This window comes from Paenibacillus dakarensis (genome assembly GCF_001373415.1).
GTDB classification, from domain to species: Bacteria; Bacillota; Bacilli; order Paenibacillales; family Paenibacillaceae; genus Paenibacillus_AQ; species Paenibacillus_AQ dakarensis.
Genome location: NZ_CDSE01000022.1, coordinates 40,172 through 57,278 on the forward strand (window position 1 = coordinate 40,172; position 17,107 = coordinate 57,278).

General features: G+C 44.6%; 18 protein-coding genes. All 18 read left to right on the forward strand.

The features are described from left to right. Nucleotide 1: 1 nt before the first annotated feature. The 18 genes from rnz (at nucleotide 2) to BN1234_RS06320 (ending at nucleotide 17,055) form a co-directional block, all read left to right on the forward strand. Nucleotides 2-925 carry a ribonuclease Z gene (gene rnz / locus BN1234_RS06235; protein ID WP_054955799.1) on the forward strand — a complete coding sequence of 308 codons (924 nt, stop codon included), beginning with the start codon at nucleotides 2-4 and terminating at the stop codon, nucleotides 923-925. Nucleotides 926-1,270: 345 nt separating this feature from the next. After that, the gene (gene nucF / locus BN1234_RS06240; protein WP_054955800.1) at nucleotides 1,271-2,080 is read left to right on the forward strand and encodes a 5' nucleotidase NucF; all 810 of its coding nucleotides are present in this window, start codon (nucleotides 1,271-1,273) and stop codon (nucleotides 2,078-2,080) included. A 28-nt stretch (nucleotides 2,081-2,108) separates the two neighbouring features. Then, nucleotides 2,109-2,927: a DNA-formamidopyrimidine glycosylase gene (gene mutM, locus BN1234_RS06245; protein ID WP_054955801.1), complete on the forward strand. Its 819-nt coding sequence runs from the start codon at nucleotides 2,109-2,111 to the stop codon at nucleotides 2,925-2,927. Further along, the gene (locus BN1234_RS06250; RefSeq protein WP_503121315.1) at nucleotides 2,821-3,765 is read left to right on the forward strand and encodes a deoxyribonuclease IV; all 945 of its coding nucleotides are present in this window, start codon (nucleotides 2,821-2,823) and stop codon (nucleotides 3,763-3,765) included. The genes mutM and BN1234_RS06250 overlap by 107 nt, the downstream gene beginning before the upstream one ends. 18 nt (nucleotides 3,766-3,783) lie before the next feature. Then, nucleotides 3,784-4,122, forward strand: a complete 339-nt coding sequence (locus BN1234_RS06255) for a cyclic-phosphate processing receiver domain-containing protein (RefSeq protein ID WP_054955803.1) — start codon at nucleotides 3,784-3,786, stop codon at nucleotides 4,120-4,122. Continuing rightward, nucleotides 4,119-4,466 (forward strand): thioredoxin family protein, encoded by a 348-nt coding sequence (locus tag BN1234_RS06260; protein ID WP_054955804.1) that lies wholly within the window; start codon nucleotides 4,119-4,121, stop codon nucleotides 4,464-4,466. Before BN1234_RS06255 ends, BN1234_RS06260 begins: the two co-directional genes overlap by 4 nt. Further along, on the forward strand, nucleotides 4,463-5,236 hold the full coding sequence (locus BN1234_RS06265; RefSeq protein ID WP_054955805.1) for an ABC transporter ATP-binding protein: 774 nt from the start codon (nucleotides 4,463-4,465) through the stop codon (nucleotides 5,234-5,236). Before BN1234_RS06260 ends, BN1234_RS06265 begins: the two co-directional genes overlap by 4 nt. Nucleotides 5,237-5,241: 5 nt before the next feature. Continuing rightward, nucleotides 5,242-6,303, forward strand: a complete 1,062-nt coding sequence (locus BN1234_RS06270; protein WP_054955806.1) for a 23S rRNA (cytidine(2498)-2'-O)-methyltransferase RlmM — start codon at nucleotides 5,242-5,244, stop codon at nucleotides 6,301-6,303. 168 nt (nucleotides 6,304-6,471) lie between these two features. Beyond that, nucleotides 6,472-7,932 (forward strand): serine/threonine protein kinase, encoded by a 1,461-nt coding sequence (locus BN1234_RS06275; RefSeq protein ID WP_054955848.1) that lies wholly within the window; start codon nucleotides 6,472-6,474, stop codon nucleotides 7,930-7,932. A 28-nt stretch (nucleotides 7,933-7,960) separates the two neighbouring features. Further along, a complete protein-coding gene (locus BN1234_RS06280; protein WP_054955807.1) occupies nucleotides 7,961-9,064 on the forward strand; it encodes an SAF domain-containing protein in 1,104 nt (367 codons plus the stop codon). 22 nt (nucleotides 9,065-9,086) lie between these two features. Further along, entirely contained in the window at nucleotides 9,087-9,794 is a 708-nt protein-coding gene (locus BN1234_RS06285) for a ParA family protein (RefSeq protein WP_054955808.1), read from the forward strand. Beyond that, a complete protein-coding gene (locus BN1234_RS06290) occupies nucleotides 9,791-10,627 on the forward strand; it encodes a CpaE/TadZ family protein (RefSeq protein ID WP_054955809.1) in 837 nt (278 codons plus the stop codon). The genes BN1234_RS06285 and BN1234_RS06290 overlap by 4 nt, the downstream gene beginning before the upstream one ends. Beyond that, nucleotides 10,628-12,526 (forward strand): ATPase, T2SS/T4P/T4SS family, encoded by a 1,899-nt coding sequence (locus tag BN1234_RS06295; protein ID WP_054955810.1) that lies wholly within the window; start codon nucleotides 10,628-10,630, stop codon nucleotides 12,524-12,526. After that, nucleotides 12,523-14,592: a G protein-coupled receptor family protein gene (locus BN1234_RS06300; RefSeq protein ID WP_054955811.1), complete on the forward strand. Its 2,070-nt coding sequence runs from the start codon at nucleotides 12,523-12,525 to the stop codon at nucleotides 14,590-14,592. The genes BN1234_RS06295 and BN1234_RS06300 overlap by 4 nt, the downstream gene beginning before the upstream one ends. A gap of 44 nt (nucleotides 14,593-14,636) precedes the next feature. Then, nucleotides 14,637-15,095, forward strand: a complete 459-nt coding sequence (locus tag BN1234_RS06305; RefSeq protein ID WP_054955812.1) for a hypothetical protein — start codon at nucleotides 14,637-14,639, stop codon at nucleotides 15,093-15,095. A 29-nt stretch (nucleotides 15,096-15,124) separates the two neighbouring features. After that, the gene (locus tag BN1234_RS06310; RefSeq protein ID WP_054955813.1) at nucleotides 15,125-15,532 is read left to right on the forward strand and encodes a hypothetical protein; all 408 of its coding nucleotides are present in this window, start codon (nucleotides 15,125-15,127) and stop codon (nucleotides 15,530-15,532) included. Nucleotides 15,533-15,536: 4 nt separating this feature from the next. Next, nucleotides 15,537-16,091, forward strand: a complete 555-nt coding sequence (locus tag BN1234_RS06315; protein WP_054955814.1) for a hypothetical protein — start codon at nucleotides 15,537-15,539, stop codon at nucleotides 16,089-16,091. Further along, complete coding sequence (locus BN1234_RS06320) at nucleotides 16,078-17,055, forward strand: hypothetical protein (protein ID WP_054955815.1); 978 nt, start codon at nucleotides 16,078-16,080, stop codon at nucleotides 17,053-17,055. Before BN1234_RS06315 ends, BN1234_RS06320 begins: the two co-directional genes overlap by 14 nt. Nucleotides 17,056-17,107 lie beyond the last annotated feature (52 nt).

Sequence of the window (17,107 nt, forward strand, 5' to 3'; positions counted from 1 at the left end):
AATGGAACTCTATTTTTTAGGAACAAATGCAGGGGTTCCGACGCTGCAGCGAAATGTTACCTCCATAGCATTACGTTTGCTAGAGGAACGCCGCAGCATGTGGCTGTTCGATTGTGGGGAAGGAACACAGCATCAGATCCTTCGTTCACCATTAAAGATGACACGCTTAGAAAAATTATTCATTACTCATTTGCATGGAGACCATATATTTGGACTGCCGGGTTTATTGTCTAGTCGGGGAGCACAAGGAGCTACAACACCCATTACAGTGTATGGGCCAAAGGGCATTAAGACGTTCATCGAAACCTCGCTGGACCTTAGTCAATCCAGAGTGAATTATCCGCTTGAAATCGTGGAGCACAGCGGAGGAGTATTATTCGAAGATGAAGGATTTCGTGTAGAGGCTTCAGTTCTCGAGCATCGGGCTGAAAGTTACGGATATCGAATTATTGAAAAGGAACGCCCTGGAAAGCTTGATCAGAAGCGTCTCGAGTCATTGGGATTAAAACCTGGCCCGATCTACGGACGGCTGAAACGTGGAGAGAGTGTAGAAACGAACGATGGCCGGATTATCCATGCAGCAGATGTACTGCTTGCGCCGAAAAAAGGGCGTATTGTAACGATCCTTGGTGATACCAGACCATGTGAGAATATCGTTCCGCTCGCTAAGGATGCCGATCTGTTGGTGCATGAAGCAACTTTCATGCATGAGCTTGAGGATATTGCTCATGAATATTACCACAGCACAGCATTGCAGGCGGCTAAAGCTGCTGCGGAAGCAGGAGTAAAGATGTTAATGTTGACGCATTTTAGCTCCAGATACAAGGACATTGAACATTTGCAGCCTTTACTTGAGGAAGCGAAAGAAGTATTCCCGAACACAAGGCTAGCCGAAGATTTCGGCCTGTATCCTGTATCGAGATAAGGAAATGATAAGAATTATTTTCCGGGAAAGCGCAGGATATGACAAGCTTATTCCATCATCTTCACACCTTGGACACTCTTCGATTTCTTTCGACCAGCTGTGCCGGACGGCTCCGAAATTCAATCAAAAAGGCGGTCAGTTAGTGGCATTTTCCGCCTCTCAAATAGTTGCAGGGGAAAGATGCATCTTTTAAAATGTATGAAGATGTCTATCCGTTTCTATATTGAAAAATGGATAGTCTGGCTAAACTAAACAAGCAGCTATACATGCAGGGTTTAAAGAGCTGATGTTTAATGCTGTTAATTATTAATGTGATAAATACAGACAGAGTGAGAAGGTGCTAACGTGGAACACGTGAAAGGTTTGCTTATTGATCTAGATGGAACGCTGTATCATGGTAAGAATATAATTGAAGGAGCTGACGCTCTTATTCGTAAACTCCGTGAGAAGAAGGTTCCATATTTGTTTGTAACGAATAATTCTTCCCGTACTCCACAGCAGGTTGCAGAGCATCTTGCTGCGATGGGGATTTCTGCTTTGCCTGAAGAGGTATGCACCTCTTCACTTGCAGCAGCGAGTTATATTGCTCATGAAACACCTGGAGCCAAAGTGGCGATTTTGGGAGAGGAAGGACTTGAGCAAGCTCTTTTGGAAGCCGGTTTGGATATTACGGAAGAACAGCCGCAATACGTTGTTCAAGGTATCGATCGTTCCTTCAACTATTCCTCATTGACTAAAGCTTTAAAATGGATTCATGGAGGGGCCATATCTGTATTGACGAATCCTGATTTGCTGCTGCCATCAGATACCGGCCTGACACCAGGTGCAGGTTCGCTCGGTGCAGCTATTGAAGCTGCTTCCGGTGTAAAACCGGTCATCATTGGAAAACCTTCATCCATCCTGATGAAATATGCAACAGATCGCCTTGGGCTTTCTCCTGCCGAGACAGCAGTTGTCGGTGATAATCTTAGAACCGATATTGCTGCAGGCGTTAATGCTGGCTGCAGAACGGTGCTTGTCATGACAGGAATCACGACACATGACAACATGGAAGATCACATCACTGCTGCCGGTGTTCGTCCTGATTACATATGTGAAGATTTATACGAAGCAGCTGAGCTGCTGTGCTCCAGCGGGGTTAACCATTGCGACTAGAAGTTTGATATGAAGGGGTAGATGAATCATGCCGGAATTTCCAGAGATGGAGAATTATCGGAGAATGCTGTCAGGCAGTATTCTGAATATTCCGATTAGCCATGTGAAAGTAAATCGGGAGAAGTCAATCAACGTGCCTTCGGAAGAATTTATATCCGGTCTGATTGGACGAAGAGTTATATTTGTGGAGAGAAGAGGAAAATATCTCATTTTTCATCTGAGCGATGGACGTCGATTGCTGCTTCATCTCATGCTTGGCGGTCTGCTGTACTTGACCCGGGGAAGCGAAGAACAACCTTCCCGCTCTACACAGATTGAAATTGCCTTCGGGGACAAAGTGCTCCACTTTATCGGACTGAGACTCGGATATTTGCATATGTTATCAGCGAAAGAGGTCGACGCAACGCTGAGTCAGCTCGGCCCAGAGGTTATAGATCGGAGAATGACCCAAGAGCGCTTTGTGAACCTTATGATGAAACGAAGAGGATCATTAAAAAGTCTGCTTGTAAACCAGCATGCACTTGCGGGCATAGGCAACTGTTATGCAGACGAGATCGCTTTTGACGCTCGGATACATCCAGCCTCCAAGATTCAAAACCTGAATGAGGAGCTCTTGGAGCAGCTTTTTACAAGTGTTCAGCATGTATTGAAGGAAGCTGCAGACGGTGGCGGCTACATGGACATGCCATTCACAGGGGATGACGACCTTACAGGTAAATATAACGAGCAATGCAAGGTATATGATCGTGAAGGTGAACCTTGCGTACGCTGCGGGACGGCTATTGTTAAAGCAGAACAAACCGGACGAAAAGTGTTCTTTTGCCCGAATTGTCAGCATGAGTACTAAAATCCGTATTGGAAGCCATGTCAGTACACGAGGCGGATTTTCAGGGGCTGCGCGCACAAGTGATCGCATAGGAGGAAAGGCGTTTCAATATTTTCCGAAGAACCCTCGGAGCCTGCATATTAAAATGCCGGATTTGAAGGATGCCATGGCTTGTGCTGCATACTGCCGCGAGCAGGATATTGTATCGATTGCCCATACGCCATACCCTGTTAATATGGCTGCTGGCCTTGCCAGGGGAGAATCACATTACCGATTGACTGTAGAGTCACTTATGAACGATTTGGTTATAGCGGAGGCATGCGGTTCGCTTGGAATTGTTGTACATTTTGGGCATTTAAACAACGAGGATGTGCTTCTAGGATATCAGAACATTATTCGCTGTATGAACGATGTTCTGTCGTCGTGGACCGGCCAAGCAAAGCTGTTAATTGAGAACCAAGCCGGTGATCATGGAATTATGGGAATTACGCTTGAAGAATTGGTTAAGGTGAGGGAGCTTGCCGATTATCCGGAAAAGATCGGATTTTGCCTGGATACCTGTCATTTGTTTGCAGCAGGTCAGTGGAACGTGCATGATACCCATAGTTTGCTTCAAAAAGGTAAGGACTTAGGTTACTGGGAGCATCTTATGGCCGTTCATCTGAATGATTCGAAGTATGGTGCTGGTTCAAAAAAAGATCGCCATGCTCGTATCGGACAGGGTATGATAGGTACTAAAGCTCTTCAAGAACTTGTATTATCGCCGGAATTGGCCGGAATACCGTTTGTTTTGGAAAGTGAAAAAGGGGCGGACGGGACACATCGGGAAGATATAGCGGAAGTACTGTCCTGGTCTTGAACAAGGAGAGGGTGAAACATGATTCATCTGTATTTGGATGACTGGCGTTCGTGCCCCAAGGGCTTTGCATTAGCACGTAATGGGGAAGAGTGCCTTTTAATGCTGCGAGAATGCGATGTCGATATTTTATCACTGGATTATGAGCTTGGGCCGGATCAAATGAATGGTGGAGATGTTGTTGCCCTCATGGTGTCTGAGAAGCTCTATCCTAAGCAAATTTATTTACATACCTCCAGTTCGTGGGGTAGAAAAAAGATGTACGAAATGTTATACGATAACATGCCTGCAGAGGTAAAGGTGCATAATGGACCGATGCCTGAGGCGTTATTACGGAAAGTAGCTGCTGAATCGCCATGATCACAATAACAGAGCGGGAATTGCTCGAACGCCTGGAATGGCAGGAGCGTTTATTACAGAGAGGCAAACCGGCTTCTCCGATGATTGTGTTTCTTTATACCCCTCTATGCGGCACCTGTGGGGCTGCCAGAAGAATGCTGGATGTTACAGAAAAACTACTACCTGATGAACTTATACTGGAAGCGGATGTTAATTTTTTGCCTGCTGTAGTTCAGCGATTTCAGATAAGGAGTGTTCCGGCTTTATTAGCCATAAGTGGAAAACCGCAGGAACCGCCTAAAATGCTGTATCGTATGGGATCAGTGCAGGATATTTTGAATTATATCAGGGGTGTGATTCAGTGATTTCTTTACAGAATGTATCCCTCAAAAGGGAAGAAACGCAAATTCTTGAGAATGTGTCGCTTGAAATGGGCTCAGGGGAGAACTGGGTTATTCTAGGCCGAAACGGCTCGGGTAAAACGACACTCCTGGAGATGATAACAGGCTATCTCTTTCCGAGTTCAGGACGGGTAGAAGTGCTGGGCAATGTATACGGACGCTGTGATGTGCGTGAGGTTCGCAAAGAAATCGGATATATAAGCCAGTCTCTGTTAGAAAAATTATCCTTTAGTGATCCCGTATGGGAGGTTGTCGCTACAGGCGCATTTGCATTTTTACGATTTTATCAAACGATACCTGATGATATTAAAGAAAAAGCTTTAACCCTGCTGGATGAGATGAATTTCGGGCATTTGGCAAATCATTCGTTAGGTACGCTTTCACAGGGGGAACGTAAGAAAGTAATGCTCGCTAGATCTTTAATGGCCAATCCGAAGCTGCTTATTTTGGACGAGCCCTGTGCAGGTCTGGACCTGTATGAGCGTGAAAAAATGCTATTGGAGATTGATCGATTAAGACAACGGGATATAGCTGTCGTATATGTAACTCATCATATCGAGGAAATTATGCCTTTATTTACTCATGTAGCATTAATTAAAGACGGGCAGTTGGCCGGCTCAGGTCGCAAGGAAGATGTGTTAAATAAAGAACTCATTAAAAAAACTTATGATATCAATGTCGATCTGGAATGGGACGGAGGACGTCCCTGGATTAAAGTAATTTCTGGAGGGTAATCCACTTGGACGAACAAAATGCAAGTAATCAGCAGGATCATGACCAATCTACATCAAAATTAATTTGTACAGCGAATCATGGCTTTGCGCCGTATGCTCAGGAGGAACTTCGCCGTCGATTCGGCAGTGTCAAAAGCACGATGCTGATTCCGGGTGAAGTATTTGTAGTCACACTTGAAAGCACGATAGAAGCTGCGGTTGACAGTCTAAAGGATAATCCATTGATTTTTCTGCGTCATATATTCCCGGTTCTCATGGAGCTTCCGGGGAATGACCCGGATGAAGCTTTAAATCAGGCGGCAGCCTGTTTGTTAAAAAGGGATGATCTTGAAGGAAGGCGGATATCTGTCCAGGTAAGAAAAGCAGAAGGCAGCAGCTGGACGGAAAGCCCGGGACTTTTGCGTGATAGGCTGCAGACGGAGCTATCTCCGCTGGAGGCTGATTTCACTGTCACAGAACCCGAGTGGGTTATTTCTCTGTTTGCAGCGAAGAACGCCTGGTATTTTGGTGTATCCGATCCGTCCAGCAACTTATCCGACTGGAATGGAGGAGCTATCCGCTTCCAGCGTGAAGAAGGCCAGATATCCCGGGCAAAATTCAAGCTGCTTGAGGCTGAAAGACAGTTTGAGATTCCATTCTCATCGTTCCATAATGCACTGGATATTGGTGCAGCACCAGGCGGTTGGACCAGCTTCCTCCTTGAGAGAGGCCTCAAGGTTACGGCAGTGGATCCGGCTAAAATGCATGAATCGTTATTAGATCATCCCAATCTTCGCATTGTGAATAAAAATGCCTCTGACGTAAAATTCAAGGAAGCACAGTTTGACCTGCTTGTATGCGATATGAGCTGGAGTCCGAAACTGATGGCAAGGTTGGTCACAGACTTACTCTATGCCTTGGCTCCTGGCGGTACAGCGGTCGTAACGGTAAAACTGTTAACAAAGAAACCGATGGCGCTTGTTCACGAGATCATGGATATTTTCGAAGATTCCCGCATGCAAATCCAAGGGGCAAAGCAGCTCTTTCATAACCGGGATGAAATTACTCTATATATGATTAAGTATTAGAAAATAAAAAACATCTTTACAAAACCTTAAAGTTTGAACTATAATGATTCCAAAATTAACCATAAGCAAGATGGGGAAAGCATCCCGCATGATCTGCACGATTTATCGTGAAGGTCCGGCGGGATGCTTTTTTTTGTGCAGCTGGAGAGAAGGAAAGAGGGGGATCGCATGAACCATCCTTCGAAAATGGAGCGCGGAGTGATTCTGGGGCAGCGCTACCGGATAGGACGGAAGCTTGGTGAGGGTGGAATGAGTTATGTGTATTTAGCGGAGGATTTGAAGCTGCCCGGAAAGATGTGGGCCATTAAAGAAAGTGTAACGCAGCCAGGAATGTTCCAGACCGTACAGGCAGAGGCAGAGCTGCTTACTACCTTAAGCCATGCCCGCCTGCCGCGGATTGTAGATTTTTTTCAGCCTGACGGTGATGGATACACCTATATGGTTATGGATTATATTCAAGGGACGACTTTGGATAAATATTTCAAGAATTACCGAGGTTGTGTGAGCACAGATTTTATTCTTCGGATCGCTTACCAGCTGCTGGAGGTGCTTGGCTACCTTCATAGTCACAAGCCTCCTGTCATTTTCAGAGATCTAAAGCCTTCGAATATTATGCTGACAGACGAGCTGGAAGTACGGCTGATTGATTTTGGCATTGCCCGAAGTTACAAGCAGGAGATTAACGAAGACACGGTTAAGCTGGGGACGGTAGGGTTCGCTGCACCAGAGCAGTATGGAGGGGGACAAACGGACGCCAGATCGGATCTATATGGACTGGGTGCATTGCTTATGTTTCTTACGACAGGAGGTAAATACAGTGAGTGGTTTACGGGTGCAGAGCAGTATATCCGAAAGGATATTCCGGTTGAGCTGCCCCGGGTAATTAAGAGGCTTCTTCAGCATGATCCAGCGATGCGATTTCAAACTGCGGAGGAAGTGAGAGAGAGCCTGAATGCCAAGTATGGGAAAAAAGACATTCGACCTGTTTCACACAAACCTGCGGGTACACTGGTTACTGCCGTTCTCGGCACATCTGCTGGTGTCGGAACAACGCACTGCTGCATTTCTCTAGGGCACTTTTTGGCTCGAAAATACAGCAGAGTTGCCGTTGTTGAAATGGGAACAGACCCCATTGCTTTTACACGGATACAAGAAATCGCAGAGAATTCAGCCCCTGGTTCCAATCATAAATGTTCAATAAACGGAATTGATTTCTGGAGGCAAACAGCAAGGGGAGAAGTGATTTCTTTACTTACGAGCGGTTACGATGCTGTGGTTCTGGATTTGGGTGCTTACCGGGATACGGAGCGAATGGAAGAGTTCTTTCGGGCTGATGTTCCAATTATTGTTGGCTCTGCTGCAGAGTGGAGGCGTCAAGATGTATTGACACTTGCAAGAATGGTTAGTCATCATGATCAGCCAAATCGGGTATACGTACTTCCGCTTGCTTCAGAGGATGGGGTCCGGCAGCTTCGCAAATCCTTGAGCAGCAGTAAAGTGGCCGCATTTCCGTGTGTTCATGATCCTTTTTCCTCAACAGCAGAGACAGAACGGGTTGCGGAATTCATCTATGAAGGTTTCCTTACTCCCAAGGAACATAAAAGAAGATTCCGATTCGCATGGGGCTAAAGCGTGAAAATGAAAGGAGTACATAAAGATGCCAATCTTAAGGCAGCGCAGCAAAAAACTGCTGTACGCTGGTCTTGCCGGTGCAGGTGTAATGAGCCTGGTTCTATCTTCGGGATTTTATTATTTGCAAAGCGAAAGGTCTAATCGTCAAGCATTGGAAACAGAGCAATATCAGCAGCATATTCAGTCACTCGAGGCGGCACAATTGGATGAAATGGAATCGATGAAAAGCGCCTGGGTTCCGCTGCGCGACATACCAGCGGGTCATTTTATTGAGAGTGGTGACTTGCAGGAGGTCCGTTTACCTGTGAACGTTTCACCTGATAATCTTCCAGCTCATATAGAGGAGGTAACAGGTAAAGGGGTAAAGATCGAGCTAAGAAAAGGTACGCCGATTACGCTCGGGATGCTATTTGCTGAAGAAGCTACTCCCCGTGATCTCCGGAACCGGGAGATGAAATCCATATGGCTGCCGAGCAATTTGAAAAAGGATGATGTGGTCGATATACGGATCCAGTTTCCAACCGGTCAGGATTATATTGTTCTGTCTAAGAAACGGATTGATAAGCTGTCGAGCCCGGCATTCTGGACTACGCTTAACGAGCAGGAAATATTGTTATTCTCAAGTGCGATGGTCGATGCCTATCTTCATGAAGCCTCTATTTATGCCCTTACATATGTTGAGCCTGAGCTGCAGGAAAGGGCAGTGCCGAACTACCCGCCGAATCACGAAGTCATAAAGCTCATTAAAAATGATCCTAATATCGTTAAGAAAGCGGAGAGTCAGCTGGAAGCATCGATACGGACCCTACTTGATCAGGACTTAAGCAGACTAAATCAGGATAAGTCCATGCAGTCATCAAGCGGTAACGGGTTCAACTATGCCCGAGAGGAGCGACGAATGTATGATTGGAATTCTGTGAATGGATTAACTAATGGATCTGCTGTAAATGAGGGATATCTACCTGAACAATCATCTGGGTCCTGGTCCATAGATGAGACGGAAACAGATAAGAAGGATCGCTTAACCGAAGCCAGTGACATCCTTGGCGGGCAAGGCATAGAAGATAATAACGTAAACGGCGGTACGCCGACGGATGATGAGATGGAAGCTATTTTTACAAGTCCATAACGATAATATTGGGGGGAGCATATTGAGGACGTGGATATTCGCAGGAATCTGTGATAAGAGCGACTTGCTCATGTATTTGTGCAAAATATTAATCCAGAGCGGAAAGCGGGTGCTCCTGATTGATGCAGCTCATGCTGGAAAATACACTCATTGTATTCGAAGGCTGGACGATAGCATGTTAATCACAGAGTTTGCAGGCTTTGATGTTGGAATCGGATTTAAGCAGTTCAGTGATGTATTAGTGCATATTAAGGCAGCAGGTGAGTCTGATTATGATTACATACTGATCGATGCGGAGCAAGAAAGCTTTCTCACTATAGATGATTGGAGCGCCGCAGATGCAAAAATTTGGGTGAGCAGCTTTGAAGTTGCAGGGCTGATGAAGTCAGCAAGCTGGCTGGATGGGCTATCTGAGAATTATGGCGAACAGGAGCGTCCGGCATTTCATCGGATATATTTAAATGTTATTGAGGATTTTACAGATGATGAATATATTGAAAGTTTCCTGGGAAGTTCCCGTGTACAATGGCTGGACGACCCTGTCAGAATTCCATGGGATGAAATAACATTTGCTTTAAAAATTGAAAATGAACATATGGGAAGACTTCGAATAAAACCATTACCCAAACGTTATAAAAAAGCTCTTGTCGATCTTGTTCAGCGACTCACTGAAATGGAGAACCGTCAGATTAGACGATCATTCCGGCAAGCTGAAAGGAGAATGGCATGAAAACGATCGCGTTATGGAGTCCGCTGTTAAGCGGAAGCGGTGCAACCGCTATAGCTGCAAGCTTACCGATTGTACTGGCATCGGAGTTTAAATTGAAAACATTGCTGCTTCATGGTGGCGCCGGCGGAGAACGAGTTGAACAAGCTTTTACACTTCGTTCCCTGTCTCTTGATTATTCGCTTGTAACATTTCAAGATCGTGGAATGAGTGCGGTGAAAAGACTGGCAGCCAGCGGAAGATTGATGCCCGAGAATCTAAGGGACTACACGGCTTCTATATTACCGGAACGCTTGGATCTGCTGGAGGGCATGCGTGAGGATGCTTCAGACTCTTATAACAGACAAAAGGGACTTATGACACATGTGATCGAAGCGGCGGCGCGCAGTTATGATGTCATTGTTGCGGATGCAGGAAATGGAAATCCAAAGGCTGCAGACCAAGAAATTTTGAATGCGGCAGATGTCATTCTTATCGGGCTCAACCAGAATATAAGATCAATGGAAAGAGTTTTTGAAGAAGAACAGTTACTTCATGTTGTAAAAGGAAAAACGTTCGGCTTTGTCCTTGGCCGCTATGATGGCTCCAGTCACTGCACGGTGCAAAACATAAAGCGGCGCTTTGGTGTGAAAGGGATCATTGAAGGAGTTCCGTATTGCTCGCAATTAACTGACGCATGGAATATGCGTACAATCCAGACCTGCATCCAGAGGGGAAGAGGCGGATTAGAGCGCAAGCGGGAAAGTCCGTTATATCATGCTCTTCGGAACACGGCTCTTACTTTGGCAGAACAACTCGGACTCCCAACGGCAGCATATACGGAGAGGGGGGCATAGATGCTTTCCGATCATCTTTCAAATACCCTTTGGATTGTGATTATTATTCTACTGATCGTTATTTTTGTGTATTTACGCTGGATGAATATAAGAAGTAAGGAGATTCATACCCATTCTGGGCTTGAACAGTACTCCCTGAAGGCAATGACGGAGTTTGTGAAGGAAACTCTTCATCAGATGACACACAGTCAGCTTTCTGATCTGGGACTCCATGAAGAGGAATTTCGCAGACGTTTAAGCAAGAGGAGTGAGCTCCGGCGCGCGTTAAAGGGCTGTGTATCCGGAAATGTGCTCGATAAGGATTATGTTAAACAATTTCTGAAAGAATTGCTGGTTAAAAGCATAAAGCTTAATGAGTCGAATATTAATCAGGCTATTCCATTTGATACATACGAATCCTTGACCCCTCAAGATCAGTTTGAGGTCATTCTGTATTTATACAAACAGAAATATCAATATGAAGCGTTATCGAGGCTGCTTGAGACTTATCATTTATCAAAACCGCGGCTGGTTTCAGGTTATGGTGATGATGCGGTATATGCCGTAACCGCTGAGGATATAGCTTACATTTACAACAACGAAATTCGTGCTTTAACCTTTCATGAAAAATTGGACATTGTTGTTCAGCGAATATACCAGCAGTACAAAGGATTTTCTGTTATAGATGAAATTCGGGATCAACGAATTGATGGTGTCAGCGGCGGAGTAAGCGGAGTGCTGGACCGGGCTTCGAAGCAGCTTCGGACAAATGCTTTAGAGGATTGTTTATTTGAATCTTCAACTCCGGTTACGGAATGTGAAAGTGTGTGGATATTTTACAGGGGTATTTCGATTCATTTGGGGTTTTTATCATTTGGGGATGTAAGGGAATTAAAGCGGGTATGCCAGAACATTTATAAATATAATCATCCCGGACAATTGTCTGAGGCAAGTGGTTATAAGGTGAATGAAATGAAGGATGGATCCCGGGTTGTTGTTGTGCGTCCTCCGTTTTCAGAATCATGGGCGTTTTTTGTTCGGAAATTTGACGTGAACAGCACTACGCTTGAACAGTTAATAACAGGCAGAAATGCCGAAATTCCAATTGAGCTGTTGAAATATCTGATGAAAGGCAGCCGGATAACGGCCATTACCGGGGCGCAAGGATCAGGTAAAACCACACTGCTTATGGCAATGGTCAGGCATATTTATGCTTCCTATACCTTGCGTGTGCAGGAGATGGCGTTCGAGCTTCATCTAAGGAAGATTTACAGCAGACGGAATATCTTGAGCTTTAGAGAGACGGAACACATCAGCGGACAAGCTGGATTGGATTTGCAGAAGAAGACCGACGGGACGGTAAATATTCTCGGTGAAGTAGCGAGTGATGAAGTAGCCTCATGGATGATCCAAATGTCTCAGGTGGCAAGCCTGTTCACGGTGTTTACTCACCATGCCAAAACATTAAAGGATCTCGTTCAGTCCCTGCGGAACTCTCTGCTTAAGAGCGGCATATTCAGGCAAGAGGACATCGCGGAGCAGCAGGTAGTCAGTGTTATCAATTTCGATATTCATCTGAAAAGGGATGCATTCGGTAACCGTTACATTGAACGAATCACGGAGTGTATCCCATGTGACGTGGAGCCATTCCCGGAGTGGAATCCGAATTATGGAATAGAATTCGGGAATACAGCAGAGGTCTCCGCTCGGTATATGGAGCTCAGTGCCGAGCACTTTCGGAGACAGAACCGCCAGTCCTCTTATACTTCCCGTAATGTTGTTGAGTATAGAGATGGAGGTTATCTGGCCGTAGAGCCCTTATCCTATCGTAGTGTGAACGAGATGGAGGAACAGATGCAGCCGCAAGATATCGAAGCCTTCAGGGGCTTCATATCGAAGTGCTGGGGAGGTACAGCGTGACCTTTAAAGACATACTCGTATACATACTCATCTCCTCCTTGCTGTTCTGTGCCATTTTGTACGCCGTAATTATGATCATACAGAAGCGAAGCAGACAGGAATATGACCATGCAGGCAAGCAAGAAACCGACATCCTCGTTCAGGTAAAAAACAGGCAAAAACAGTGGATGCAGACGGTATATGTCCAGTCTCTAAAAATACCGTTATTGTCTACGTACGTAAGGCGAATGCGAAAGAAGATTTCAATGATTCAGCCTTATGATGAAATTTCTCTGCGTTATGAAACAATGAAGGTCGTTCTCGCTGTTGCTGCCGCAGCTGGATTGTCAGCTGCTCTATTGTTCTGGACAAATCCCGGTGCAGCCTTCATATTGATCACTCTGTTAGCAGGGATCGTTATCCATAATTTAATAATCGATGTATTTATGAACCGTTTGGAGAAGAGGATTCTAGTACAATCGGTTGAGCTGTTTTCCAGTGTAAGACATCATTACCAGCAGCATGGAATGGTGGAGGAATCGATCTATGAGGGAGCAGAGACTGCGGGGCATGAAATATCTATTCATGCTAATCGTATTTACAATGCGCTGGTATCACAAGATCCGGAAGAGCAGCTGGAACGTTACTATGAAACCGCACCTAACCGGTATTTAAAGGCATTTGCAGGAATTTCGCATCTCGTTATGGAGTTTGGAGATCATGCTCAGAAGAAAAGCTCAATTTTTTTGCAGGGTCTGAGTGGATTAACCAAGGAGATTCAGCTTGAAATATTGCGAAGGGAAAAGCTGGATTACTTATTAAAAGGCTTAAATATTATTGCTCTTGCCCCCGTGTTTTTCACAAAACCAATCGAGAATTGGGCGCGTGGAAGCTTTCCGTCGATGGACGAGTTTTATATGAGCAAGCTGGGGTATATCACCAAGCTATCCATTTATGTCGTAATAATTACAGCGTATTCCCTCTTGCAAAAGCTTCAACAAAACAATGAATCTGATTATCGGGCAGGTTTTGAAAAGACTCCGTGGGAAGGGTGGATATACAGGTTCAAGCTGATTCGGATGGTGACAAAGCTATTAATTCCAGCTCCTGGAACACCTAAGTATCATTCAAGGATTAGGATATTAAAGGAAAGTAATGCGAAGCTGCAGTTGGAATGGTTCTATATTCGCAGAATTATCCTCGTGATGGTTACCTTCACGACAGTTATATCGACTTGTTTATATCTTCATTATACTTCCAAGAATCAACTGTTATATGCTCCTGTATCTCAAAACACATTATTCGGCAAGATGAATGCTGCTGAAGAAAAAGAGGCATATAAACGAGCGGAGATGGACCGGTTAGTTATGGATACTCTGAACCGATCGGAGAAGCTCTCGTTAGAGCAGGTGAAGGAGACGGTAAAGACAGTACATAGCGGAAAGATAACCAAAGAACAGATCGCGTTAACTGCTGAGCGTGTAATGAACAAGCTGAATCAATATAGCAACGAATATTTAAAGTGGTGGGAGGTGCTGCTATCTTTCGTCATCGCAGTTATGGCTTATTATTTTCCTCTATGGACCTTGATGTTTCATCGGAAAGTTAGAAGCCTTGAAATGAAGCATGAAGTCTATCAATTTCAGACTGTGATTTCTATTTTAAGAGAGGTCGAACGCATCTCTGTGGAGGGCATCCTGGAATGGATGAACCGTTTTGCCGTTATGTTTAAGGTTCCTATCCAGAAGAGCCTTCTTCATTATGAACACGGTGCGGAGCTAGCACTACAGCAGCTTAAGGAAGATATTTGGTTCCCGGAGTTTCAACGCCTGGTGGATAAGCTGCTGCTTGCGGTAGACAAGGTTCCGATCAAGGATGTTTTTGACGATTTGGAAGGTGAAATGACATTTATGTTTGAGCAGCGAAAGCAAGAATACGAACGGATGATAGATACAAAAGCTGCATGGGGGAGAATCATCGGATTTGCACCAATGTATGTCCTCATTTTTATGTATTTGGTTCTGCCCCTGATCGGCATGAGCTTTACACAAATGAATGCTTATTATGAGCAAATTCAAAAGCTGTAGTACGATAATCAGTCCTTTAAGAGGGGACAAGGAGGATATTAATTATGAATAATGCATCATCCGCTTTGAAAGTAGCTGCAGGGATCTTTCTTACCATTGCGTTAATTACCATTGTTGTCATTTTGTTTGTATCTGCTCAGGAGGCGACGAAAACCGCTCAAAATAACTTCTCGGATATTCAAACAGAGTTGTCTCAGGCTGCTTTTACGGTTTACGACAGTACAACAATTAGCGGTTCGCAAGTAACCAATGCACTTCGAAAATACAAGGATAAAGATCAGTTCGGTATTTACATTGAAACAGGGAAAAATCCTAATGGGCAATGGTATGGTAATGTGTTGGATTCAGATGGTTCTGTAGAGCATCCGGATGCCCGTCAAGGCACTATTGCTCAGACATTAAATGAGAAAAGTCCGGAGTATGTGAATCCTAGCGGTAAATTCAAGGCTTCTATTGTTAAAGATGAATCTAATGTCATACGGGGAATTATATTTGTTCAGTAATAGTTTTGAAAGGATAGAGGCTGTTCTATATGAGAGAACAAACGATAATGATGCTTGAGCTGGCTGCTTTTTCAGCACTGTTTATGGGAGCTTGTTGGTCTGCCTTTCAGATGCATTCAGAGATGGATGCAGGTCTTGAAGCAGCCAATCGAATCATTGCTGAGCAGAGCGCTGCTATTACGACCCTCGAGATGAACGATGATCGAGATGATGTTGAAGATGAGTTAACATTCCGGGGCAGTGAGCTGTTATTTATGCTCAGGGATGTCGAACAAGAGAAGTATGAAATGTCTGTTGACGGAGTTGTATTTTCAAAAGGTACGGACCCAGAGACATCTGATCTGTCTGTCATTCAAGATCATGCGATATATCAAGCTCACTATACATATGGAGCTCAGGGTGAAATTGTCAGTATTCAGCAAACTAAAGTGAGGTAGATGGATGTCAAATTCGGTTTCCAAATGGTTTGCCGCATTGTTGTCTGTTCTACTACTGTATATGGTACCAGCAGGAGAAAGTGCCCGCAGACAGGATGATTTATCGAGAATCGTTGTATTCCAATCGCTGACGAAATTCGTAGACAGTGTCAGGATGAAGGGGTATTTAACACCGCAAATGTATCAGGACTTTTTGCGGGAGCTGGAGGTGACCGGAAACATATACGAGGTTGGAATGGAGCATCAGCACAAGAAATACGAGCCTGATTATGAGGATTCAGCTGATCCGAAAACTTTCTTAAACAGCTATACAATAGTATATGATACTTATTATGATGCCGATATACTGGGCCTGCTATTTCCAGATAAAGAGTTACCTCCGGATGACCCGGACCGAATGTATAAGCTGACGGCGGGGGATTACTTCCAAGTCAAGATTAAGAGTCTGAATCAGACACCATATATTCTCTTGTTCGATGCACTGACCGGATCCAATTCAGGAGATAAGCCTGCGATTGCTTTCCCCTATGGAGGGATGGTGTTGAATGAGGATTACTGATCTGGCTATTATCTTTACAGCTGTATTTTTTCCTTTCTTTCTATTGATCGGTATGCATGCAGAGAATATGACAGACACTGCCTATATTGAAATGAAATATTCCGCAGGTTTGAAAGCGGCCGTTCAGGATGGCGGAGAAATGCTGAATGTAAACGAGACACAGTCCGAAGAAGCGGGTTATGAATCAATCAAGCGGTTTCGTGCAGATAGGGAAAAAGCATTAAGTACATTTTCGAATACCTTGTATATCAATATGGGCATACAGGATGATCCTCAAGCGCAAGCAGCGCTGTGGTGGTATATCCCTGCATTAGTTGTAGTCGATTATGATGGTTATTACATATATTCAATGCAATCCTATACAGGACCTGACGGAGAAGAGCAGTATCGCCATGTATGGACTCCAAAAATTCCATATGCTTATTCAGACGGGGAAGGCAGCAGTATTCATTTTACTTTAGACAACCAGGTCGAAGTATATGATGGTCAAAATGAAGTCTGGTATTCAGGGCTACAGAAAGAACTTGCAGGTAAGACAGGTGTATCGTTAGTAGATCGACCTGAACGCTTTGAAGAAATCAGACGAATAACGATTGTTCATTCTATTCAAGAGGAGCTGGCTTATTACATTAAGCGCCATAACACTCTTGCTCTGAGAAATGGAGTATCCTATCGTTTTTCCCTGCCTGTCATTTCTCAGGAGGAATGGACGAATACGATTAACGATATCGGTCTCATGGCATTTATTCAGGGGATACCGATTGGGGACAGATACTATAACAATTATTCATTGGGTGGAGGAAGATTAGTTAAGGCACCCGTCTATTATGGTGGAGTAGAACCAGATACGGGCATGAAGTATGTATACAGAAGTGCTTGTTCGTTCCCTTATGAAGTTCGGGAGGTTTTTGGAAGCCGGAAAGAGGCAGCGGCTTCGGGGTATCGTGAGAAGAGCTGTCTGTGATACAATAAACTCTTGACTGTGAAGCCAACTTATCATTTTGAATAGAGTTTAT

What these genes read in the sequence shown, in the direction of transcription:
- rnz (WP_054955799.1), top strand. Translation starts at nt 2, where the DNA reads ATGGAACTCTATTTTTTAGGAACAAATGCAGGGGTTCCGACGCTGCAG.
- mutM (WP_054955801.1), top strand. Translation starts at nt 2,109, where the DNA reads ATGCCGGAATTTCCAGAGATGGAGAATTATCGGAGAATGCTGTCAGGC.
- BN1234_RS06250 (WP_503121315.1), top strand. Translation starts at nt 2,821, where the DNA reads ATGATCGTGAAGGTGAACCTTGCGTACGCTGCGGGACGGCTATTGTTA.
- BN1234_RS06255 (WP_054955803.1), top strand. Translation starts at nt 3,784, where the DNA reads ATGATTCATCTGTATTTGGATGACTGGCGTTCGTGCCCCAAGGGCTTT.
- BN1234_RS06260 (WP_054955804.1), top strand. Translation starts at nt 4,119, where the DNA reads ATGATCACAATAACAGAGCGGGAATTGCTCGAACGCCTGGAATGGCAG.
- BN1234_RS06275 (WP_054955848.1), top strand. Translation starts at nt 6,472, where the DNA reads ATGAACCATCCTTCGAAAATGGAGCGCGGAGTGATTCTGGGGCAGCGC.
- BN1234_RS06280 (WP_054955807.1), top strand. Translation starts at nt 7,961, where the DNA reads ATGCCAATCTTAAGGCAGCGCAGCAAAAAACTGCTGTACGCTGGTCTT.
- BN1234_RS06290 (WP_054955809.1), top strand. Translation starts at nt 9,791, where the DNA reads ATGAAAACGATCGCGTTATGGAGTCCGCTGTTAAGCGGAAGCGGTGCA.
- BN1234_RS06295 (WP_054955810.1), top strand. Translation starts at nt 10,628, where the DNA reads ATGCTTTCCGATCATCTTTCAAATACCCTTTGGATTGTGATTATTATT.
- BN1234_RS06305 (WP_054955812.1), top strand. Translation starts at nt 14,637, where the DNA reads ATGAATAATGCATCATCCGCTTTGAAAGTAGCTGCAGGGATCTTTCTT.
- BN1234_RS06310 (WP_054955813.1), top strand. Translation starts at nt 15,125, where the DNA reads ATGAGAGAACAAACGATAATGATGCTTGAGCTGGCTGCTTTTTCAGCA.
- BN1234_RS06315 (WP_054955814.1), top strand. Translation starts at nt 15,537, where the DNA reads ATGTCAAATTCGGTTTCCAAATGGTTTGCCGCATTGTTGTCTGTTCTA.
- BN1234_RS06320 (WP_054955815.1), top strand. Translation starts at nt 16,078, where the DNA reads ATGAGGATTACTGATCTGGCTATTATCTTTACAGCTGTATTTTTTCCT.